Source organism: Streptomyces cahuitamycinicus, from assembly GCF_002891435.1.
In the GTDB taxonomy this organism is placed as follows: Bacteria; Actinomycetota; Actinomycetes; order Streptomycetales; family Streptomycetaceae; genus Streptomyces; species Streptomyces cahuitamycinicus.
In genome coordinates, this window is sequence record NZ_POUC01000021.1 from 1 (window position 1) to 20417 (window position 20417).

Genomic DNA, 20417 nt, shown 5'->3' on the forward strand with positions numbered 1-20417 from the left:
GTGGGGGAACTGCGGACGGCTGCTTTTCGGCTGCGGGCCGGTGGGGGCTTGTCGCGCAGTTCCCCGCGCCCCTGAAGGGGCGCACCTACCAGGCGAAGGCCTCCGGGCTCGGCCCCGGGCCCGGGAAGATCTCGTCCAGGCCGGTCAGAAGCTCCTCGGACAGCTCCAGCTCGGACGCGCGGACCGCGGAGGCGAGCTGTTCGGCGGTGCGCGGGCCGACGATCGGGCCGGTCACGCCGGGGCGGGTGAGCAGCCAGGCCAGGGCGGCCTCGCCGGGCTCGATGCCGTGCTTGTCGAGCAGGTCCTCGTAGGACTGGATCTGCGCGCGGGTGCCGGGGTCGGCGAGCGCGTCGGCCGCCCGGCCGGAGGCGCGGCGACCGCCCTCGACCTCCTTCTTGATCACGCCACCCAGCAGCCCGCCGTGCAGCGGCGACCAGGGGATGACACCGAGGCCGTACTCCTGCGCGGCCGGGATGACCTCCATCTCGGCGCGCCGCTCGGCGAGGTTGTAGAGGCACTGCTCGCTGACCAGGCCGATGGTCCCGCCGCGCCGGGCGGCGATCTCGTTGGCCTGGGCGATCTTGTAGCCGGGGAAGTTCGACGAGCCGACGTAGAGGATCTTGCCCTGCTGGACCAGCACGTCGATCGCCTGCCAGATCTCCTCGAAGGGAGTGGCGCGGTCGACGTGGTGGAACTGGTAGACGTCGATGTAGTCGGTCTGGAGCCGCTTGAGGCTGGCGTCCACGGCCCGCCGGATGTTGACCGCGGAGAGCTTGTCGTGGTTGGGCCAGGCCGGACCGTCCGCGCCCATGTTGCCGTAGACCTTCGTGGCGAGGACGACCTTGTCGCGCCGTCCCTCGCCCTGGGCGAACCAGTTGCCGATGATGCTCTCGGTGCGGCCCTTGTTCTCACCCCAGCCGTACACGTTCGCGGTGTCGAAGAAGTTGATGCCTGCGTCCAGCGCCGCGTCCATGATGGCGTGGCTGTCGGCCTCGTCGGTCTGCGGGCCGAAGTTCATGGTGCCGAGGACGAGCCGGCTGACCTTGAGTCCCGTGCGTCCGAGCTGCGTGTACTTCATGGTCCCCAAGCCAACGTCTTGAAGTGCGCTCCAGGCAAGCACGAAATTCGGGACTGCCGTCAACAGCTCCCCAGTCCCGTGACGGCCGCGCGGTGCGACGATACGCACGGTGACCACGACACGGATGCGAGCGCACATGCCGGACCAGCCGCACACCGACCATCTCGTCCAGCTCCTTCGGACCATCCTCGGCGCCTCCCTCCTCGGCGTCTACCTGCACGGCTCCGCCACCCTCGGCGGCCTGCGTCCGCACAGTGACGTGGACGTCCTGGCCGTGGTGCGGGAGCCGACCAGTCATGAGCAACGCCGTCTGCTGACGGAGGAGTTGCTCAAGGTCTCCGGGGTCGGGGAGGGGCTGCGGCCCGTCGAGCTGACCGTCGTCGTGCAGGACGGTGTACGGCCCTGGCGATATCCGCCCGCCTGCGAGTTCCTGTACGGCGAGTGGCTGCGGGAGGACTTCGAGCGCGGGATGACCCCGGCCCCCGGGCCGAACCCGGACCTCGCCCCCGTCCTCACCATGGTGCTGCTCGCCGACGCTCCGCTGCTGGGGCCCGGGCCCGCCGAACTGCTCGACCCGGTTCCGGCTGCCGACCTCCGACGGGCGATCGTCGCCGGGGTGCCGGAGCTGATGGAACAGCTCGCGGCGGACACACGGAACGTGCTGCTCACCCTGGCCCGCGTGTGGAGCACCCTCGACACGGGAGGCATCCGGTCCAAGGACGCCGCCGCCGAGTGGGCCGCCGGCCGGCTGCCCGCCGAACACCGGCCGGTCCTCGCCCGTGCCCGGGGTGTCTATCTCGGGGACGAGGAGGAGCGGTGGGGCGACCTGGACGTCCGGTCCTGTGCGGAGTACCTGGTCCGGGTGATCGACGAGGGCTACGCCTCGTAGAGACCCGCCAGGCCCCAGCCCTGGTGCATCGCCTCCGCGAAGGCCGCCGCGATCTTGTGTTCGCCGCTCGCGTTGGGGTGGGTGCCGTCGTAGGTGTCGGTGGCGACGTCGTACGACGGCGGGGGCGAGGCCAGCAGGACGGGGGAGCCGGGCTCGTCGAGGTCGGCTGCCGTCTTGGCGAGGAGTTCGTTGAAGCGGGCGACCTCGACGGCGAAGGGCGCGTCCGTCTGGGCGCGCACGTTGGGGATCACCGGCAGCCATACCATCCCCACCCGGCGGTTGGCCGCCCGCGCCTCCGCCGTGAAGGCCCGGACGTTCTGAGCGGTCTGCTCAGCGTTCGTGTAGAAGCCGAGGTCGATCAGGCCCAGGGAGACCAGGAGGACGTCCGCGCGGCACGACCGCACCGCCTCGCCGATCAGCGGCGCCATGTGCTGCCAGCCCTCGCCCCAGCCGGCCAGGTGGGCGCGGGGGAAGTCCGGTTCGGCGTAGGCGTACGACACCGGGGCCTCGGTGAGCTTGTCGTAGAGCGTCTCGCGCGGCCCGACGAGGGTGCAGGGGCCGCCGTAGGAACGGCACAGGTGCTGCCACAGCCGGTAGCGCCATGTGTGTTCGCCCGTGCTTCCGATCGTCATGGAGTCACCGACGGGCATGAACCTGAGCATCCGCTCATCATGGACGATCACGTCACCGGGCGGGGTGTGAGTCGGGCCACGCCCGGTGTCCGGCCGTCCTCCTTGATCCCCGGCCGCGGTGAACCGCCGCTGAACCGTCGGGCGAGATGGCAGGCTTGGGGCATGCGCAGACCGATCGCCCTTCTCGCCGCGGCCCTCCTCACGGGTGCCCTCGCCGTGCCCGCCTCCGCCGCCGACGGCGACGAGAAGTTCACGATCAAGGACCCGCGCATCACCGAGTCCAGCGGCCTGGCGGCCTCGCGACAGCACCCCGGCATCTACTGGACGCACAACGACAGCGACGACGGGGCGTACCTCTACGCCGTCGACAGCGCGACGGGCGAGACGGTCGCCACCATCACGATGTCCGGTGTGGGCAGCCCGCGCGACGTCGAGGCGGTCTCCATCGGACCGGACGACCAGATCTACGTCGGCGACATCGGCGACAACCTCGGTGGCACCTGGCCGTACGTCTGGATATACCGGCTGCCCGAGCCGAAGAACCTGCGCGACCAGACGATCAAGGCCACGCAGTACGTCGTGAAGTACTCCGACGGCGCGCGGGACGCCGAGTCCCTCGTCGTGCACCCGAAGACCGGCCGTGTCTACATCGTCGACAAGAACGAGAAGGGCGGGCACCTGTACGAGGGCCCCTCGCGGCTCTCCCCGGCCGGGTCGAACACGTTCCGGCCCGTCGCGGCCGTACCCGACCTGGAGGCCACCGACGCCACGCTCTCCCCGGACGGCGAACACCTCGTGGTACGCAGCTACTTCGGCGCGATCGCGTACGACTGGAACGGCGGGAAGATCAAAAAGGAGGAGCGGCTCGGCGTGCCGTTCCTGGGGCAGGGGGAGTCCGTCACCTACACCGCGGACGGCGAGAAGCTGATGTACGGCGCCGAAGGGGCGGACAGCCCGGTGGAGCCGCAGGACGCTCCCGGGAGCGGTGGCTCCGACTCCAACTCGGGAAGCGGGAGTTCGGCCACGTCCGACGGTGGGGGAGACGGGCTGAGCGGCAATCTCAAGACCGGCGCGATCGCCGCGGGTGCCGTCCTGGTCGCCCTGTTCGGCCTGCGGCGGCTGATGCGCCGGGGTTAGGGCGACTTCAGCCGGGCCGACGAGATCCTCGATCCCGGTTTCGTCGTCCCCGGTCCCGACGGCCCGGCCGTGACCTCCGCGGGGTTTCGTCAACAGCCCCTTAAGCCCCCTGCGCTTTGCGCGCCGCCACCAGGACCTCCAGCCCGTCCAGGATCCGCTGCAATCCGAACTCGAAGTGGTCGAAGGCCGTGCCGAAGGCGTCCTCGGAGAGCGACGCCATGACCGGGTAACGGCCCGACGCCATGGCCTTCTCCAGCATCGGCACCTGCGCCTGCCAGAACTCGGCGTCCGTCAGGCCCGTCCGGCGCTCCGCCTCCCGCTCGTACAGCTGCGAACGCGCGGCCCCTACGACATATCCGTCGATCATGATGATCGCGGAGACCAGTTCGGGGTCGCTCAGTCCCATCGGGCGGATCAGGGTCAGCACCCTCTCCATGCCGTCGAGGGCGCTCGGGCCGAGGATCGGCCGGGACTGGTTGACCTGGAGCAGCCAGGGGTGGCGGCGGTAGAGGGCGAGGGTCGCGCGGGCCAGTGCCTCCAGGGCCGCGCGCCAGCCGCCGTCGCCGAGGTCGGCGGGGTTCTCGGAGGGGCGCTGCACCCGGTCCAGCATGAGGTCGAGCAGCTCGCCCTTGCCGGGGACGTACCGGTAGAGCGACATGGTGCCGGTGCCGAGTTCGGCGGCGACGCGCCGCATGGAGAGCCCCTCCAGCCCCTCGGCGTCCGCCAGTCGGACGGCCGCTTCCACGATCCGGTCCAAGGTCAACGCCGGTTTGGGGCCGCGGCTGGGGCGGCGGCCGGTGTCCCACAGCAGTTCGAGGGTGCGGGCGATGTCCCCGCTGCCGCTGGTCTCCGTACCGCCCGTGCCACTCGTGCCGCTCGTCATGCAGCCCAGCTTAGGTCCCCGCGAGAAAATTGGGTACGGCGTACGCGTCATCGGGTACGCTGTACTCAGTTCGGGCCGGAGGGGCGCGAGCGCAGGGGAGGGGGCGGCATGGACGGATACGCGGTGCGGGCCGAGGCGCTGGAGAAGAGGTACGGCGAGAAGCGCGCACTCGACGGCTTCGACCTGGCGGTGCGCGAGGGCACGGTGCACGGCCTGCTCGGGCCGAACGGGGCGGGCAAGACCACCGCCGTCCGCATCCTGTCCACGCTGATCCGGCTGGACGGGGGCAGGGCGACGGTCGCAGGGCTCGACGTGGCCCGGCAGTCACGCGAGGTCCGGGCCAGGATCGGGCTCACCGGACAGTACGCGGCGGTGGACGAGGTGCTCACCGGCCGACAGAACCTGGAGATGTTCGGCCGCCTGTTCCACCTGGGCGGGAAGCGGGCCAGGCTGCGGGCGACCGAACTGCTGGAGCAGTTCGACCTGACCGACGCCGGTGACCGCGGCGTCGGCAAGTACAGCGGCGGCATGCGGCGCCGCCTCGACCTCGCGGCGTCCATGATCCTCGCCCCTGCCGTCCTCTTCCTCGACGAGCCGACGACCGGCCTGGACCCCCGCAGCCGGGGGGAAGTCTGGGAATCCGTGCGGGCGTTGGTGGCCGGAGGCACGACCGTGCTGCTGACCACGCAGTACCTGGAGGAGGCCGACAAGCTCGCCTCGCACATCACCGTCATCGACCAGGGGCGGGCCATCGCCGACGACACCCCGGACGGGCTGAAGAGCCTGGTCGGCGGCGACCGTGTCGAGGTCGTGGTCGCCGAGCGGTCCGACATCCCGCGCGTGGTGAAGGTCGTCGCCCGCGTCGCGGACGGCGAACCGGAGGCGGACGAGCCGGAGTCGCGGGTGCACGCCCCGGTCACCGACCGGGTCGCCGCCCTCACCGAGGTCGCCCGGACCCTCCAGGACGAGGGCGTCCGCGTCGAGGACATCGGGCTGCGCAGGCCGAGCCTCGACGACGTGTTCCTGCGCCTGACCGGCCACCGGACCGAGAAGGAGTCCGCAGCATGAGCGCCACCGACCTGAGCACACCCGGCACGCGGAGCGCTGTGTACTGGGTGTTCGCCGACTGCTGGAACATCGTCCGCCGCGGTCTGACCCACTACCAGCGCCAGCCGGTCAACATCGCCTGGCAGCTGGGCTTCCCGATCCTGTCCGTGCTGCTCTACGGCTATGTCTTCGGCAGCGCCATGAAGGTGCCGGGCGGTGGGGACTACAAGGACTTCCTGATGCCGGGCATGTTCGCGATGACCATGGCGTTCGGCTTCATCAACACGGCGACCGTCGTGGTCTACGACTCCACCAAGGGTGTCATCGACCGCTTCCGCTCGATGCCGATGGCCTCCTCCGCAGTGGTGGCCGGGCGCGGGGTCACCGACATCATCGTCGCCTGCGCGGAGTTGGCGATCATGATGCTCACCGCGTTCGCCATGGGCTGGCGGCCGGACGGCGGCCTGGGCTTCCTCGGCGCGTTCGGGCTGCTGCTGTGGCTGCGGTTCTCGCTGATCTGGATCGGGGTGTGGCTCGGCCTGATCGTGCCCAACCCGGAGGCGGCGGGCGGCCTCTTCGCGGTCGCCTTCCCCTTCACGATGATCTCCAGCATCTTCGTCGCACCGCAGCTCATGCCCGACTGGCTCGGCTGGGTGGCGGCCTGGAACCCGATCTCCTCCACGGCGGCGGCGACCCGCGAGCTCTTCGGGACGCCGGTCGGAAGCGGCGACTCCTGGGTCGAGCAGCACGCGCTGCTGATGGCCGGGGTGTGGCCGGTGATCCTGACGGCGATCTTCCTGCCGCTGGCCGTACGACGGTTCCGGAAGCTGAGCCGGTGAGTGCCCGGGGGGCGGTGTGGTGAGCGTCGCTCCCGCCACCGGGTGGACCTTGCCTGGCCCGGGGCATCTGCCACCAGACACCTCATGGTGCCCCGCCCGCCGGTCATCGCAGTGGTCTGCAGCGCGGCGAGATCGCTTCGGACCGTACCGGCCGGGACCGACAGGCCGATCGGCACTCGGCGGAGCACCCCCTGAGACGCCCTTCCGGCCCCCGCCGCGCGGCCCCGCCGAACGGACGAGAGCCGGATCACCTGGCGACGAAAACCACGCGGAACATCTTCGGCCACCGCTTGCCGGTGAGCAGGAACTCATCGGTGCCCGGGATGGCGGCGATGCCGTTCAGCACCTCGGCGGGCTGCCGCTCCTTCGAGGGCAGCAGCCCCGAGGCATCGATCTGAGCGGTGACCGCGCCGGTGTCCGTGTCGACGCGCACGATCCGGTCGGAGGGCCAGACATTGGCGTACACACGGTCGCCCACGCATTCCAGCTCGTTGAGCTGTGCCACCGGACGGCCTCGAAGAGTGACGAGGATTTCACCCGTCGGGGCCAGCGTGCGCGGGTCCCGCAAGGTCAGGCGAGCGGAACCGTCACTGGTGACCAGCCGCCCTCGCCCCGGCTGGTGGCATACGCCCCAGCCCTCCGCCAGGTAGGGGAGACGACGCAGTTCGGCCAGCGTTCCGGCGTCCCGTTCGATTGCGATGTGATCCCGGAAGGTCAACTGCCACAGCGTCCGCCCGAGGACGGTGACCCCCTCCCCGAACAGTGGCGCCGGCAGGTCGGCCCGGACGGCGGGAGGCCGGCCGGGCGGGCCCCTGCGGATCGACGACTCACCGGCCATGCCCGTCCCCTCGTAGAGGGTTCGCCCGGCCATCTCCAGGCCCTGCGTGTAGGCCTTCGGGTCGTGGGCCAGAACGTCGAGGACCCGGACCCTCAGTTGCTCGACCGGCCCAGCGGCAGACCCGGCCGCGGCCTGCGTGCGCACCGGTGACCGGTCGTCAGCCGCACAGGAGGTGAGCAGTGCCGAGACCCCCAGGACCGCGGCCGTCAGGGCCGGGAGTGCGCGCATCCGCGCGCACCGGGCCATCGGCCGGGAGCCGCGAACCGCCATGCCGGGTCCGTTGCGCCGACGACCGCCGGGCCGACGGCTCGGCCCCTGCCGGACGAGGCCCGGGCCGGCCGCAGCATCCCCTCCTCGGTCAGTGATGGTCTCCGCCTTCCTGGGCAGCCACCGGCGTGGTGTCCTTTACCGTCGGGGCGGACGGCGCGGGGAAGACGCCGATCGTCGCCGTCCTGCCGCGGCGTCGGAGCCGTGGCCGGAGCATGAGCCGGGCCAGGAGCCGGAGCCGCTCCCGGCGTCCCGATGTCTTGGGGCGGTACCCGTAGCCGTACTGCTCGCCGTCGCGCTTGGCGGGCACCATGTTGAGGACGCTGCCGAGCACAGTGGCGCCGACGTCTTGCAGGGCGCGCACGGCGTCGGTGACCTGGCCCCGGGAGCTCTTCGCGTAGCGGGCGGCCAGCAGGTAGCCGTCGACCGCCGAGGCCATCGCCGGCGTGTCGGCGACCGGGAGGACCGGCGCGGTGTCGATCACCACATGGTCGAACCTGTCGGCGAGCGAGCGCACCACGGTGCGGAACTGCTCAGAGCCCAGCATCTCCGCGGGGTTCGGCGGCAGCACCCCGCTGGCCAGCACCGAGAATGCACCAGCCGACTGCATCACGTCCTCGGTGTTCGCCTGGCCGATCATCACGGTGGTCAGTCCGGCGTCCTGTACCAGGCCGAGAGCAGAGGCCACACTGGGGCGCCGCAGGTCGGCGTCGACCAGGCAGACCGAGGAACCGAACTCGGCCAGGGAGGACGCCAGGTTGATCGAGATGCTCGTCTTCCCCTCGGCAGGCACCGCACTGGTGACCGCGATGACCTTGGGCGGGGCATCGATGTCCACGAACCGTAGGTTGGTGCGCAGCCGTCTGAAGTCCTCCGCCCGCCGGCCGAACGCGTCGTCGTCCGCCGCCACGGTGTGCCGGGAGGCACTCTGGTCGAGGACGACGCTGCCGAGTACGGCCGGTCCGCCGGTGTCGGCGAGACACCGGGTGAGGTCGCTGCGACTGCGCACCGAGGTGTCCAGCGACTCCCGCGCGACCGCCAGGCCGGTACCGAGGCCCAGGCCGGCCACGAGCCCGAGTGCGAGGTTGAGCACCAGGTTCGGGGAAGTCGGCGTCCTGGGTTTGGTGGCGTGCTCGGTGATGCTCAGCCGGACGGGCGAGCTCCGGGCGCCCTCCGGTCGTTCGATCTCGGCGATGACCTCGGCGAAGCGGTGGGCGATCGCGTCGCTGATCCGGGCCGCCCGGGAGGGTCGGGTGTCCGTGACGGTGATCTTGAGGAGCACCGTTTCGAGAGGTACCTCCGTGGTGATTTTCCGGGCCAGTTGTGAGTGCGTCATGTCCAGGCGCAGAAACTTGACGACCGGCTCGGTCACGCGGGGGCTGGTGACCACTTCCGCGTAGGAGCGGACGCGAGCCTGAGCAAAGGTGTTGCCCTGATTGAGCTTGACTGTGTCGTCCCTGTCCTGGAGAGACACGAAGAGTGTCGAGGTGGCCTGGTACTGCGGTGTGGTGGTTTGTGTGACGAACACGCCGACCGCTGTTCCCAGCAGGCCCAGCGCCGCGATGATGCGCCAGCGCCTGACTAGGAACCGAAGGTAGTCGGACAGATTCAAGGTATCCATCCCAGGTGTGCAAGGAAGCAACAATATTGACATTCGTTAGCTAAGTGATCGTATCCGTGATATGCGGTGAAAACGCGCATGAGGGACCACCTTCCGCCGAGTCGACCGGAGCCCCGTACCGCCGGGGAGCCGGATCACCCGACGCACGGACCGTTCGGGAGCACCCTGGCGTGCAGGGGATGCACCAGCGGCTGACGCAGCACGAAGGGAGAACGGTCCTCAGGGCGCTCCAGCAAGTGGAGTACGAGGGTGCGTGTGACACCCGCGGGCAGCTCGACACCGAGGGTGAAGACCGGGTGTCCCCGCTCGGCGCCGTGACTCAGCTGAGCGGGACGGCCGTCCAGGGTGGCACCGGACAGGGTGGCCTCCGCACTGGCGTAGTAGGACACCAGCAGGCGGTTGTCACCCGGCCGGGTTTCGTAGGGCGGGTCGTCCACCCGCTGGACGACGTACGGCGGGAGTCCCGACACCGGGGCCCGGTTGGTCAGGCGCACGGTCACGGTGACCTCGCGCCGGCCATCGACGCACCGGCCTGGTGCCCACACGAGTCGGCGGTCAAGGTAGTAGTCGAGCTTCGTACCCGCCGCGTTGTTGACGACCAGTCCGGCCAGCGGAGCGGATCCTCCGGGCAGGGCTCCGCCGAACGACCGCGCCAGGAGCTCGCGCTGCTCCACCGAGTGGGCACTCCACACCTTGATCCGCCCCTCGCCCAGCTGCCGGTGCAGTGCCGAGAAGAGGTCGGCGCGGCGGGCGGGTTCGGCCGAGGCACCGAGCAGCCGGATGGCCACCGCCCGCGCCACGTCGAGGAAGTACGCCTTGCGCTGCCTGAAGTTCGGGTGGAGCGCGTAGCTGGCGCGCTCGCTGAGATCCACGACGTTGTGGGCGGTGACGGCGCTCCCGTCGGGCAGCCGGGCAGGGCCGGAGGCGGCGAGGAGCCCGGAGACCGCACCGGGGTCCAGACCGAAGGCGCCGTCCACACTCTGGCCACTGTGCCGCTGCCACGCCGCCGCCCAGATACGCGCCGCGTACGGGAAGTGCGGGCTCATGTTGGAGTTCACCCAGGTCCGGGTCGGGGCGCTGGGGCCGTAGAGCCCGTTGAACTCCGCTCCCAGGTCGACGTCCGCAGAGGCCTCGCTCAGTTCGGTGTCGTTGCCGAAGTGCTCGAAGCTCAGTCGGCCCCGCTCTGCCCTGAGCACCGCGAAGGCTCCGGGCAGCCCCCCCGTTCCACGAGCCTCGGCGGTGTTCTCGAACACCGCCAGATACCGTCGCGGCCCGTCAGCTCCGAGCATCGAGGGCATCAACCGGGCCGCAGCGGCGGCATCGTGGGCGAGAGGGGTGATCCGGTCGAGCTGCCGGGCCAGTGCCGTGCGTGCCCGGTCGGTGGCCGGCAGCCAGGTGCCGTGCGGGAGGTCGTCGACATCGGCACGCACCTTCGATGCGCTGCGCGAGGCCTGTTCGAGAAGGGGAGCAACACGGCGCAGCGCGGAGAGGTTCAGGTGCCGGCCGTCGTTCGTCCCGGTGGACTCGAGCTCCGCGACGGTGCGCACCAGGGGAGAGAGCACGTCGTGGGTCAGCCGGTCGGAGGCCTCTGCGATACCGCGTACGGTACGGAAAGGGCCGCCGAGAACGGGCAGGTGGGCCGCGGGGAACCAGGCGGGGCCGGTGGTGAGCCGATGCGCCCGGGCGGCATGGCCGGCGGCGCTGCGCACCGCGTCCTGCGTTGTTGCGGTCCGCGTCGCCTCCGGGCCGGCCGCGATGGCCGGGGCCGCGGCGGGCTGCGCGAGGTGCTGCCGCCGCAGCGTCTCCAGACTCCGCTGGGCGGCCAGCAGCTCATCGCGGGCGAGCACTCCGGTGACCGCGATCCAGGCGGTACCGGCCAGGAGCAGTCCCGCCGTGGCGTACACCGGCAGCCTCACGCGACGGTCGCGCAGGCGACGGACGACGACGGCGGGCAGGACCCGCTCCTTCCATCGGCGCGGAATCCGCTCGGCCCGCTCCGCACTGAGCGGGGGTTCCTGCACACGCGGCGCACCATGGCGAGTCTCGGACATCCGGTGTCACTCCCTGGCTGATCTCGTTAAAGGGCCCAGTGGCCCCCGCGCAACGCCCTTCGGGCGCCGCGTGTGGATGTGCGTCCCTCCGTGCGACGCGCGGGCGCCGGCTCAGTAGGCGCCGTCACCGCGCAGCACGGCGGGGAGGGTCCGCCAGAGGATCGCCAGGTCCAGCCTGATCGACCAGGTGTCGACGTACTGCAGATCCAGGCGCAGGGCGTCCTCCCAGGCGAGATCGGACCGTCCGCTCACCTGCCACAGTCCGGTGATCCCGGGCCGGACCAGCAGGCGGCGGCGGGCCTCGCCGGTGAACGCCGAGTCCACGACCGGGAGCGGACGGGGACCGACCAGGGACATCTGCCCCCGCAGCACATTGACCAGCTGTGGCAGCTCATCCAGGGAGTAGCGGCGCAACCACCGCCCGACCGGGGTCACCCGCGGGTCCTCGTGGATCTTGAAGAGATGGCCGTCCGCCTCGTTGCGCACCTCCATGGCCGCGCGCAACCGCTCCGAACCGACGTGCATCGTCCGCAGCTTAAGGACGTAGAAGTCCTTGCCTCGCCAGCCGGTCCGGCGCTGGCGGAACAGCAGCGGGCCCGGAGTGTCGAGCTTCACCGCGACGGCGGCGGCGAAGAGTACCGGCGCCACCAACAGGAGCAGGACGGCGGCCCCCACACAGTCGATGTACCGCTTGGCCGCGCGGACTCCCCAGCGCGCCCGCCCACACGGAGCCGGTCGGTGATGAGGCGTCTTCGCAGTGGATACCGGCATTCCGCATCCCTTCGCCTTCTACGGCAGAATGGGTGAAACCTACCCTGACTAGGAGCATTTCGACCCACGCTACGTCTCAATCGGTTCAATTCTGACTAATGAATAGAAACACGACATCAAACCGAGCTTCGGCAATGACACCGACGCTTGCCCTCGTCCACCAGCCTGGGCGGGGCGGCCGAGAGGACCTGCATGCGTGCAGTAGTGACGGGTGGGGCCGGGTTCATCGGCTCCCATCTGTGTGAGCGGCTGCTTCAGGCGGACCACGAAGTGATCTGCGTGGACAACTTCCTGACGTCCAGCTCCGAGAACATCGAGCACCTCATGGGCGACGGGCACTTCCAGTTCCGCCACGGGGACATCACCCAGGGCGTGGACGAGCCGGGGCCGGTGGACGCCGTCTTTCACATGGCCTCACCAGCCTCGCCCGCGGACTACCTGAGACTGCCTCTGGAGACACTCCGAGTGGGCTCGGTCGGCACCTGGCACGCCTTGGACCTGGCCGCCGCCAAGGGTGCCCGTTTCCTGCTGGCCTCCACCTCCGAGTCGTACGGCGACCCCCTGGTCCATCCTCAGCCGGAGAGCTACTGGGGGCATGTGAACCCCGTGGGCCCGCGTTCGGTCTACGACGAAGCGAAGCGCTTCGCTGAGGCACTGACGATGGCATACCGCAGGAGCCGCGGTGTGGACGCCAAGATCGTGCGCATCTTCAACACCTTCGGGCCGCGGATGCGCCCGGACGACGGACGGGCGATCCCCACCTTCATCCGCCAAGCGCTGCGCGGCGAGCCGATCACGGTCACCGGCGACGGCAGCCAGACCAGGTCCCTGTGCTACGTCGACGACGTGGTCGAAGGCCTGCTTCTCATGCTGGCCAGCGACCACTGCGGACCCGTGAACCTGGGAAATCCCCACGAGGTGCCCATGCTGGAGCTGGCGCAGTGGATTGGCAAGCTCACCCAGTCCGGCTCCGAAATCATGCTCACGCCGCGCCCCCAGGACGACCCCGAGCGACGGCGTCCGGACATCACCCTCGCCCGCGAACTGTTGCACTGGGAGCCCACGACTCCCGTGGAACGCGGCCTATGCGACACCATCACCGACTTCCGCCGGCGTCTGGCCCCCGGCGAGTTCGCCGGGAGCGGCCAGCGGCCCGCCGGGTCCACGCCGAGCACCGAAGCCGTCCGCTCATGACCACCCCTCCGAGCAGCCGGACGACACCGGTGTCGGCGGCTCCCGTGGTCGAGTGCCTCGGTGTGCCCATCACCGCGCACACCCGCGACAGCGCGGCCCGCCATGTCGTGCATCTGGCCGGTCGGATGCGCGAGGCACGCGATGGGCTCACCGACGGACCCGGCGCCTCCTGCATCCAGCGCGGCAGTGACGTACACCTGTCCAACGCCTACACGCTCGCCCTCGCCGACCGGGACCCCGAACTCCACGCCATCCTCCGCTCGGCCTCCCTGAACCTGCCTGACGGGCAGTCAGTCGCCTGGGCTAGCCAGCTTCTCCACCGTGACGACACCCTCCCGGGCACCCGCGTGTACGGCCCCGACCTCCTTCTGGACGTCTTCGCCCTGAGCCAGCGCACCGACCTGCGGCACTACCTCCTCGGCTCCACGCCCGACGTACTGGACAAACTGCACCGGGAACTGGAGAGGCGCTTCCCCCGGACACGGATCACCGGCACCTGCTCCCCGCCCTTTCGCCCGATGACCTCCCTAGAACTGAGGCAACAAGCGGCGGACATCCGCGCCGCGGGAGCGGACATCGTCTGGGTGGGCCTCGGCACGCCCAAACAGGACCGCTGGGCCGCCGAACTGTGCGCCGAACTGCCTGTGGTCGCCGTGGCCGTGGGTGCGGCCTTCGACTTCATCGCCGGCACCAAGCGTCAGGCGCCGCCCTGGATGCAGCACAACGGGTTGGAATGGCTGTTCCGTCTCGGCTGCGAGCCGCGCCGCCTGTGGCGGCGGTACGTGTTCGGCAACGCGCGGTTCCTGTGGGGGGTGACCTGGCAGGCTACGGCTGGCGGGAGCACCGCGAGCCCACGGACCGTACGGGGAATGGAGACCTGTGACGCCGGGCGCCCCACCGGTCCGAGTGTTCGAGTGTCCGAGGCTCAATGACAGGGCGCAGCAAGCCCCGCCAGGCGCCTCGTTTGACGGTCGCGCTGCCCCCGGGCGGCGTTGGCCCTTGTACGGCAGTCGCCGAACCCCGACGTGATCGGCCAATCGCCGCATCAGGAATGGCAACGGCCATGGCACCAAACCCAGGAGGCCTGACGTGACCACGCGTGCAACAGAAGCAACAGACGCGGCAGGCAGCGCGCGGGCGTCCGGCGCCGCATCCCCTTCCGCGGGCTCACGCATGAGATCAGCAACGGCCTCGGCACGCACGTCGATCCGGAACGTGGTCAGCGATCCCGGCAGGCCGGGCTCCCTCTCCCACCGGGCCCGTACCAAGCGCTGGGCAGAACTGCTGCGACGGTTCCCGACGCTGAGCGACATGCGCGTGCTGGACCTCGGTGGAGTGCCCGAGGCGTGGCGACTCGTCCCGGTGAGACCGGCCCAAGTTGTCACCGTCAACCTGGACCCGAAGACCCTGTCGGCCGACGAGCCGGGTGTCACGGCCGTCGTCGGTGACGCTTGCGCGCTCCCAGCCCTGCTGGCCAAGGAGCGATTTGACCTCGTGTACTCGAACTCTCTCCTGGAGCATGTCGGCGGCCACGCCAACCGGTTGCGCCTGGCCGAGACAGTACACACGATGTCGGACCAGCACTGGATTCAGACCCCGTACCGATACTTTCCCGTCGAACCACACTGGCTCTTCCCCGGATTCCAGTTCCTCCCCCTCAGGGCACGCGCCGAGGTCTCGATCCGCTGGCCCTTCGGCCACACCAGGTCCACCGGCTTCGGAGCTGCGGTCGACGACGCGGCATGGGTGGAGTTGCTGGACTTCACCGGGATGCGCCGGTGCTTCCCCCACTCCGAGATCTGGCCTGAACGCATCGCTGGACTGCCGAAGTCACTGGTTGCGGTAAGCACCGCGCATCCGGGCAACTGACGTGTTGGCAGTTCGAGGAGACACAGAAATGCGCTCGGTCCTGAAACCGCCCGGCCGTGTCCGTACTCCGGCGGCCCGCGCGTGACGAGGCTCCTTACGCGCCTCGCGCAGCGACTCCACCGCTGCTATGCCGTACGCGGCAATGTCCGTGTAGGCCCTGATGTGCACATCGGTCTCGGCTCAGTGCTCTGGGCGCCCCGGCAACTGACCGTCGGGGGCAACGTCCACATCGGCAAGGGCTGCACCATCCAGGTGGATGGTTCCATCGGCACGGGCGTCCTCATCGCCAACCGCGTCGGAATCGTCGGCCGCACCGACCACGCCCTGCGACAGGTGGGTTCACTGATCCGTGACGCCGACTGGGTGGGTCACCATCCGGAGAGGCTCAGCAAACCGGTGCGGATCGAAGACGACGTCTGGATCGGCTACGGCGCGGTTGTGCTGAGCGGCATCACGGTCGGGCGAGGCGCGGTGGTGGCAGCCGGTGCGGTGGTCACATGCAATGTGCGGCCGTACGAGATCGTCGCCGGGAACCCGGCACGGCCGGTGGGACGACGCTTCACCGAGGGGGAAATCGCCGCGCACGAGAGGCTGATCTCCCGCTCAGCATGACCGCGCCAGCATCCGTTCCACACCGTCGGCGAAGCGGCCGCTCATCCCCTCGACAGAGTAGCTGCCGGCCGCCGCCCGGCAGCCGTCCTGAAGCCGCCGCAGCCGCTCACGGTTCCGTAGCAGTCCGACCACTGCATCGGCATACCTCCCGTCGTCCTCGATCGGCACGACCAGGGCGTTGCTGCCGTGCTCCAGATAGCCGAACTCCACACCGTGGAAGGGCCAGTGCGTCGTCACGATCGGCGTGCCCAGCGCGAAGGAATCCACCGCGCACAACCCCACCGCGCCCGGCATCAGCATCACCTCACAGGCGGCACCGAGCAGCGCCTTCTGTTCGGTGGAGGCTCTCCCCACCCATACGGCGGTGCGCGACTCTTCCACAAGTCCGCGCTGCACACCGTCACCGGCGACCAACAGCCGAAAGCCGGGCAGCTGAGCTGCGATCCGGTCCACGGCGCGCAGAAGAAAGGGGATGCGCTTGGGAGCGTCGAGACCACCGATGAACAGCGCGGTACGGCCCGGGGTGAGGCCGTACTGCTCGTTCAGCACGGCGAGTTGCACAGGCGTGGTGCGCTCAGCAGCGGCCATCACCGCCCGGGTGTCGGTCGAGTTGCGAACCACGGTGATGCGGTCGCTCGGGAAGCCCCAGCCCTCGACATCACGGCGACCCTGCTCTGTATAGGCGAAGAACCAGTCCGCCAGCCGTGTCATCGCGGTCTTCGCGGCTGCCGCCAGCGGCAGTGGGCGGTAGCTGTACGCCTTGCCCTGCCCCCACAGTGCGACCGGTGGCCCCTTGCGCAGCCGGGACCGTAGCAGCGGCGCGTACGACTCCGTGCAGTGCAGCATGTGCTGCAACACCAGGACGTCGGACGTGTGAGCCAGCTCGCCGAGCTGCCGCCAGAGCAGTTGCTTTGGCCCCAGCCGCAGGGCCCGCTGGGGCAGTTGGACCGCGTCGGCGAGAGCGCAGGCGTCCGAGCGGTGCGCGATCTGCCCGGTGGGGGATCCGAGGGCCAGGATCAGCTCGACACCGCGCGACGCCAGGTCGGCATGGAGGGACTCGTAGAACGGCACCCGGTAGCTGTGCAGATACGGCTGCACGACGGTGACGCGCGGTCGTCGGTTCATGACCGCTCCATCTCCTCACTGCGGAACAACACCAGATCACACTGGAGCATCTGTCCGCTGCGCGGGTCGGTGAAGCCGGGAATCGTGGCCATCAGGGTCAGTCCCAGTTCCTGCTGGCCGAGCGTGAGTGCCTCGCTGATGAGCAGGCCGTCCTCGTAGAGCGGGACGAACGAGGTCTCGACCTGCAGACCGACGCAGTCCTTGGCGTACGAACCCGCGCCGCGCAGCACATGCGCCTCATAGCCCTGGACATCCAGCTTGAGGAAGACCCGCTCCCCCGGCTTGGTGATCTCGAACCAGAGTTCGTCGAGCCGTCGCAGCGGCACGGTCTCCGTTCCGATGTAGCGGGCGTGTGGCGCCGCGTCGGCATGGCGGTCGAGCATCGGCAACAGAGAGCTGCTGGCGCCAGCATTTGCGGCGACGTTGACCGTGGCGGCGCCGGACTCGTCACCGAGCGCGTACGGCAGCACGATCCACCGGGGATCCGACTTGGCCCGTCGGCGCAGCACCTTCGCCGGGCCGGCCAGCGGTTCAAAGGAGACGATGCGCCCCCGGTACCCGCTCTGCCGCAGCATGACACCGTATTCACCGGAGTTCGCGCCGACGTCGAGCACCGCGTCGACGCGGTGGGCCTCCATGAGCTGCACGAGCTGGGGCCCGGACCACGTGGCCGGGTAGCGGGCGATATCGATGCCGAGGCGGCGTCCGGCATTGCGCATCCGGTGCAGGACGGTCACGTCAGAGCTCCTATGCAAACGGTCGACAAAAAGAGGGACGCCGGAAAAATCCGTCCGGAACCACGGCAGCCGTGTCCAACTGCACTGACGGAACAGCCATTCCACCGCGTGCTTCCGTATCGCCACGAGACCCGCGTGACAGTCTGACACATCGGGACGACATATCCGGCATTTCATCCTCTATCTACCTAACCGCCCGTCATGAACCAGTCGGTGTACGCGCGCGCGATGTCGTTCAGCGAGAAGTGCGCACGGACCCGGGCCCTCCCCGCTGTGCCAAGAGCCACCCGCCGTTCGTCCTCCCGGGCCAGCGCAGTCATCGCCTCCGCGATGCGGTCGGGTCGGTCGATGTCGACGAGCAGGCCGGCGTGGCCGACCACCCAGGGCACGGCGCCACTGCGCCGTCCGGCAACGACCGGCAGACCCATGCCCATGGCCTCGGCACAGATCATGGAAAAGGACTCGAGACGGGACGGATGGACAAGCACATGCGCCTCGGTAGCGAGACGGTCCAGCATTGCGGCATGCGGCAGTTGTCCGGCGAACTCGACCCCGGCGGTGATTTCCCTGGCCGCCGCCCAAGCCTGCGCCGGGCCGCCGGGACCATGGTCCGAGCCCAGGAGCAGCAGCCTGGCGCGCGGGATCCGCGTGCGTACCAAGGCGAACGCCTGTAGCAGCGCCTTGGTGTTCTTCATCGGCCCCCAGCCCTGCAGAGCCGCGGCGAACAAGGGCGTGTCGCCGGGCGGCGGTGCGCAGAAGGTGGGCAGAGCGTCGGTCCGCACTCCGTTGGGGATCACCTCGATCGGGCGGCGTACCCCCAGACAGCGCCTCAAGTGCTGTGCCGTGTAGGGACTGTTTGCGCTGAGCGCGGTGGCACGGTGCACGGCGGGCAGAGCCTGGGTGTTTCGCAACCAGCGGTAGGCGTGGCGCATCTCCCAGGCACAGCGCAGCGGAGCGTCCCTGGCGGTGACGAAGGCGAGACGGCCGCTGGCGATGGCCGCGCGTGCGTATTCGTACGTCCAGTGCGCGCTGACCACGTCGGTGGGGTGCTCACGCAGTGCGGCTGCCAACTGCCGTCGCTCGTACCTGTAGAGATCGCGCACCTGTTTGGAGGGGCGCATCGGTGTGACGACGATGTGCAGGCGCCCCGAGCCGAACACCGCGCGAGAGGTAACTTCGTGGCTCATCGCGAAGACGGTGACCCGGTGGCCCTGGTCGAGCCAGGTGCGGGCCAGCCAGCCGGTGGAGGGCCCTGTCGGGACGGCGGGAAGCGGGCCGTCCAGCGTGGGCAGCAGAGGGCTGAGGTCGACCGGTCCGGTGAGGCCGATGTGCATGGGGATTCCTCCAAGGCTCCTTCACGGCCGGGAGACGGGTACGGTCACGGGCTTCTTCGCTCGCCGACCCGGGCGGCCCAGCAGTCCGATCCCGGCGGCTGCCCGGTAGGCCGGCAGCCGACCGCGCAGCAGCCAACAGCTCAGCAGTACCGGAGACATGGCGAGCGTCGCGCCGGATAGGCCGCCCAGCGCGGAGTCGCCCCAGCTGCCGGCCGCGGCCAGACAGACCCCGGCCGCAAGGTGCGTGAGATGGGCGCGGACCACGGCGCCCGCGTCGAGCGTGTCCGTCCTGCGCCAGCGGACCAACTGAACCGCGTGGCCGACGGCCAGCCCGGCCGCTCCAGCCGCGATGAACGGCAGTGGCTCGCGCGAGCCGACTGCGCCGACGAGCCCCACCCCGGTGACGGCGAGCAGAACCAGCTGAGTGAGTATGAGATCACGGTGAGTGCCGCGGGCAAGGTCCAGCGCACATCCGGCTGCGTAGACCACCTGAAGCGCGGCGCCCACGGCGAACGCGGGCACCAGCGCCACCGCCCCTTCCCAGCCGGGGCCGAGCAACAGGGCGAGCACGGCGGGTCCGGCGCCGGCCAGGGCGCCGAAGACAACGAATCCGGCGGAGGCGGCGTACAGCAGATGCTGCGCGGGCCGGGTCAGAGGCAGCCCCTGGTTGCGGCGGTTGGCGAGCAACGGTACGGCTGCCTGGTTGAGCCCTTTGATCAGGACGTTCACCGGTACGTCGGACAGCAGCTGGGCGCGAGACCAGAGCCCGGCCGCGCTGGGACCGAGTAGTCGGCCCGCCATCCACAGCGGGGCACTGGCCCCGAGTGTGCGCAGCAGCGCGAAGCCGGTGAGGAACCCGGACAGCCCCAGCAGGGAGCCGGGCGGAGTGCCCGAATCCCGCGCCAGCACGAGCTTCGCCACCGATGCGCCCGCAGAGAGACCGAAGGTGGCGAACGCCGCGACCGGAAGGGCCAGGGCGAGGGCGGCAGGGGAGCCGGTATGGGCGAGAACAACGGCTGCGACAACGCAGCCGGCCACCTGCCCGGTGAGCTCGGCGACCGTTGCATAACCCGGCAGGCCGATTCGGCGCAGCGCGGCCAACAGCACGCAGCCTGTCGGCGCCACCAGATACTGGCAGCTCAACAGCCGGAGGAAGAGCGTCAGTTCCGGCATCTCCCACAGAGCCGCGCACCACGGGGCGGCGACCTCGACGACCGCCCAGCAGCACACGCCAGTCAGCAGCGAGAGCCGGAGTGCGGCGCGGAAGAGGGAGCGGCTGAGCTGCTCGGCACGCAGGACGCAGGTCGTTAGGCCCGCCGTGGCGATCAGCCCAGGCACCTGCGTCACCGAGAGAGCGATCGCATAGGCACCGAAGGCGCTGTGCGGCGCCACCCGCGCGGTCCAGGCGGTGTAGCCGAGCTGAAGGACGACCGACACGGCGGCGCCGCCATAACCCCAGCTCACCGCAGAGAGGACGCTACCTGCGGATCTCG

At 70.1% G+C, this 20417-nt stretch carries 19 protein-coding genes; 8 read left to right on the top strand and 11 right to left on the bottom strand.

Annotated elements, in window-relative coordinates:
* Window positions 1–85: 85 nt before the first annotated feature.
* Window positions 86–1078 carry an aldo/keto reductase gene (locus C1J00_RS05140; protein ID WP_102907829.1) on the bottom strand — a complete coding sequence of 331 codons (993 nt, stop codon included), beginning with the start codon at window positions 1076–1078 and terminating at the stop codon, window positions 86–88.
* A gap of 136 nt (window positions 1079–1214) precedes the next feature.
* Here C1J00_RS05140 and C1J00_RS05145 point away from each other — a divergent pair, with 136 nt between their 5' ends.
* Complete coding sequence (locus C1J00_RS05145) at window positions 1215–1967, top strand: aminoglycoside adenylyltransferase family protein (RefSeq protein ID WP_102907830.1); 753 nt, start codon at window positions 1215–1217, stop codon at window positions 1965–1967.
* Here C1J00_RS05145 and C1J00_RS05150 read toward each other — a convergent pair.
* Window positions 1955–2629, bottom strand: a complete 675-nt coding sequence (locus tag C1J00_RS05150; protein ID WP_102907831.1) for an SGNH/GDSL hydrolase family protein — start codon at window positions 2627–2629, stop codon at window positions 1955–1957. The two genes, C1J00_RS05145 and C1J00_RS05150, sit on opposite strands and share 13 nt — an antisense overlap.
* A 132-nt stretch (window positions 2630–2761) precedes the next feature.
* Here C1J00_RS05150 and C1J00_RS05155 point away from each other — a divergent pair, with 132 nt between their 5' ends.
* Entirely contained in the window at window positions 2762–3736 is a 975-nt protein-coding gene (locus tag C1J00_RS05155) for a hypothetical protein (RefSeq protein WP_102907832.1), read from the top strand.
* 100 nt (window positions 3737–3836) lie between these two features.
* On the opposite strand, the gene C1J00_RS05160 is transcribed toward C1J00_RS05155, so the two are convergent.
* Window positions 3837–4619, bottom strand: coding sequence for a TetR/AcrR family transcriptional regulator (locus C1J00_RS05160; protein WP_102907833.1), 783 nt, complete (start codon window positions 4617–4619; stop codon window positions 3837–3839).
* A gap of 108 nt (window positions 4620–4727) precedes the next feature.
* On the opposite strand from C1J00_RS05160, the gene C1J00_RS05165 reads away from it, so the two are divergent.
* Together C1J00_RS05165 and C1J00_RS05170 are read left to right on the top strand one after the other, a co-directional pair.
* On the top strand, window positions 4728–5687 hold the full coding sequence (locus tag C1J00_RS05165; protein WP_102907834.1) for an ATP-binding cassette domain-containing protein: 960 nt from the start codon (window positions 4728–4730) through the stop codon (window positions 5685–5687).
* Complete coding sequence (locus C1J00_RS05170) at window positions 5684–6505, top strand: ABC transporter permease (RefSeq protein WP_102907835.1); 822 nt, start codon at window positions 5684–5686, stop codon at window positions 6503–6505. Before C1J00_RS05165 ends, C1J00_RS05170 begins: the two co-directional genes overlap by 4 nt.
* Before the next feature lie 247 nt (window positions 6506–6752).
* On the opposite strand, the gene C1J00_RS05175 is transcribed toward C1J00_RS05170, so the two are convergent.
* From C1J00_RS05175 to C1J00_RS05190, 4 genes are all read right to left on the bottom strand, one after another.
* Window positions 6753–7571 carry a glutaminyl-peptide cyclotransferase gene (locus tag C1J00_RS05175; protein ID WP_102907859.1) on the bottom strand — a complete coding sequence of 273 codons (819 nt, stop codon included), beginning with the start codon at window positions 7569–7571 and terminating at the stop codon, window positions 6753–6755.
* A 130-nt stretch (window positions 7572–7701) separates the two neighbouring features.
* Entirely contained in the window at window positions 7702–9231 is a 1530-nt protein-coding gene (locus tag C1J00_RS05180; protein ID WP_180989416.1) for a tyrosine-protein kinase domain-containing protein, read from the bottom strand.
* A 134-nt stretch (window positions 9232–9365) separates the two neighbouring features.
* Complete coding sequence (locus C1J00_RS05185; RefSeq protein ID WP_245936210.1) at window positions 9366–11282, bottom strand: DUF4012 domain-containing protein; 1917 nt, start codon at window positions 11280–11282, stop codon at window positions 9366–9368.
* A gap of 111 nt (window positions 11283–11393) precedes the next feature.
* Complete coding sequence (locus C1J00_RS05190; protein ID WP_102907837.1) at window positions 11394–12053, bottom strand: sugar transferase; 660 nt, start codon at window positions 12051–12053, stop codon at window positions 11394–11396.
* Window positions 12054–12245: 192 nt separating this feature from the next.
* Between C1J00_RS05190 and C1J00_RS05195 the strand changes: the two genes are divergently transcribed.
* From C1J00_RS05195 to C1J00_RS48170, 4 genes are all read left to right on the top strand, one after another.
* Window positions 12246–13247 carry a UDP-glucuronic acid decarboxylase family protein gene (locus tag C1J00_RS05195; protein WP_180989417.1) on the top strand — a complete coding sequence of 334 codons (1002 nt, stop codon included), beginning with the start codon at window positions 12246–12248 and terminating at the stop codon, window positions 13245–13247.
* A complete protein-coding gene (locus C1J00_RS05200; protein ID WP_102907839.1) occupies window positions 13244–14179 on the top strand; it encodes a WecB/TagA/CpsF family glycosyltransferase in 936 nt (311 codons plus the stop codon). Before C1J00_RS05195 ends, C1J00_RS05200 begins: the two co-directional genes overlap by 4 nt.
* Before the next feature lie 283 nt (window positions 14180–14462).
* On the top strand, window positions 14463–15116 hold the full coding sequence (locus tag C1J00_RS05205) for a methyltransferase domain-containing protein (RefSeq protein WP_219728324.1): 654 nt from the start codon (window positions 14463–14465) through the stop codon (window positions 15114–15116).
* Window positions 15117–15197: 81 nt separating this feature from the next.
* On the top strand, window positions 15198–15728 hold the full coding sequence (locus tag C1J00_RS48170; protein ID WP_102907840.1) for an acyltransferase: 531 nt from the start codon (window positions 15198–15200) through the stop codon (window positions 15726–15728).
* On the opposite strand, the gene C1J00_RS05215 is transcribed toward C1J00_RS48170, so the two are convergent.
* From C1J00_RS05215 to C1J00_RS05230, 4 genes are all read right to left on the bottom strand, one after another.
* A complete protein-coding gene (locus tag C1J00_RS05215; RefSeq protein ID WP_102907841.1) occupies window positions 15720–16853 on the bottom strand; it encodes a glycosyltransferase family 4 protein in 1134 nt (377 codons plus the stop codon). The two genes, C1J00_RS48170 and C1J00_RS05215, sit on opposite strands and share 9 nt — an antisense overlap.
* Window positions 16850–17695: an FkbM family methyltransferase gene (locus C1J00_RS05220; RefSeq protein ID WP_245936212.1), complete on the bottom strand. Its 846-nt coding sequence runs from the start codon at window positions 17693–17695 to the stop codon at window positions 16850–16852. Before C1J00_RS05220 ends, C1J00_RS05215 begins: the two co-directional genes overlap by 4 nt.
* 83 nt (window positions 17696–17778) lie before the next feature.
* Window positions 17779–18924 carry a glycosyltransferase family 4 protein gene (locus tag C1J00_RS05225; RefSeq protein WP_102907843.1) on the bottom strand — a complete coding sequence of 382 codons (1146 nt, stop codon included), beginning with the start codon at window positions 18922–18924 and terminating at the stop codon, window positions 17779–17781.
* 21 nt (window positions 18925–18945) lie between these two features.
* Window positions 18946–20388, bottom strand: a complete 1443-nt coding sequence (locus C1J00_RS05230; protein ID WP_180989418.1) for an oligosaccharide flippase family protein — start codon at window positions 20386–20388, stop codon at window positions 18946–18948.
* Window positions 20389–20417: the final 29 nt, after the last annotated feature.

What these genes read in the sequence shown, in the direction of transcription:
- C1J00_RS05140 (WP_102907829.1), bottom strand. Translation starts at nt 1,078, where the DNA reads ATGAAGTACACGCAGCTCGGACGCACGGGACTCAAGGTCAGCCGGCTC.
- C1J00_RS05145 (WP_102907830.1), top strand. Translation starts at nt 1,215, where the DNA reads ATGCCGGACCAGCCGCACACCGACCATCTCGTCCAGCTCCTTCGGACC.
- C1J00_RS05150 (WP_102907831.1), bottom strand. Translation starts at nt 2,629, where the DNA reads ATGCTCAGGTTCATGCCCGTCGGTGACTCCATGACGATCGGAAGCACG.
- C1J00_RS05155 (WP_102907832.1), top strand. Translation starts at nt 2,762, where the DNA reads ATGCGCAGACCGATCGCCCTTCTCGCCGCGGCCCTCCTCACGGGTGCC.
- C1J00_RS05160 (WP_102907833.1), bottom strand. Translation starts at nt 4,619, where the DNA reads ATGACGAGCGGCACGAGTGGCACGGGCGGTACGGAGACCAGCGGCAGC.
- C1J00_RS05165 (WP_102907834.1), top strand. Translation starts at nt 4,728, where the DNA reads ATGGACGGATACGCGGTGCGGGCCGAGGCGCTGGAGAAGAGGTACGGC.
- C1J00_RS05170 (WP_102907835.1), top strand. Translation starts at nt 5,684, where the DNA reads ATGAGCGCCACCGACCTGAGCACACCCGGCACGCGGAGCGCTGTGTAC.
- C1J00_RS05175 (WP_102907859.1), bottom strand. Translation starts at nt 7,571, where the DNA reads ATGCGCGCACTCCCGGCCCTGACGGCCGCGGTCCTGGGGGTCTCGGCA.
- C1J00_RS05180 (WP_180989416.1), bottom strand. Translation starts at nt 9,231, where the DNA reads ATGGATACCTTGAATCTGTCCGACTACCTTCGGTTCCTAGTCAGGCGC.
- C1J00_RS05185 (WP_245936210.1), bottom strand. Translation starts at nt 11,282, where the DNA reads ATGTCCGAGACTCGCCATGGTGCGCCGCGTGTGCAGGAACCCCCGCTC.
- C1J00_RS05190 (WP_102907837.1), bottom strand. Translation starts at nt 12,053, where the DNA reads ATGCCGGTATCCACTGCGAAGACGCCTCATCACCGACCGGCTCCGTGT.
- C1J00_RS05195 (WP_180989417.1), top strand. Translation starts at nt 12,246, where the DNA reads ATGCGTGCAGTAGTGACGGGTGGGGCCGGGTTCATCGGCTCCCATCTG.
- C1J00_RS05200 (WP_102907839.1), top strand. Translation starts at nt 13,244, where the DNA reads ATGACCACCCCTCCGAGCAGCCGGACGACACCGGTGTCGGCGGCTCCC.
- C1J00_RS05215 (WP_102907841.1), bottom strand. Translation starts at nt 16,853, where the DNA reads ATGAACCGACGACCGCGCGTCACCGTCGTGCAGCCGTATCTGCACAGC.
- C1J00_RS05225 (WP_102907843.1), bottom strand. Translation starts at nt 18,924, where the DNA reads ATGCACATCGGCCTCACCGGACCGGTCGACCTCAGCCCTCTGCTGCCC.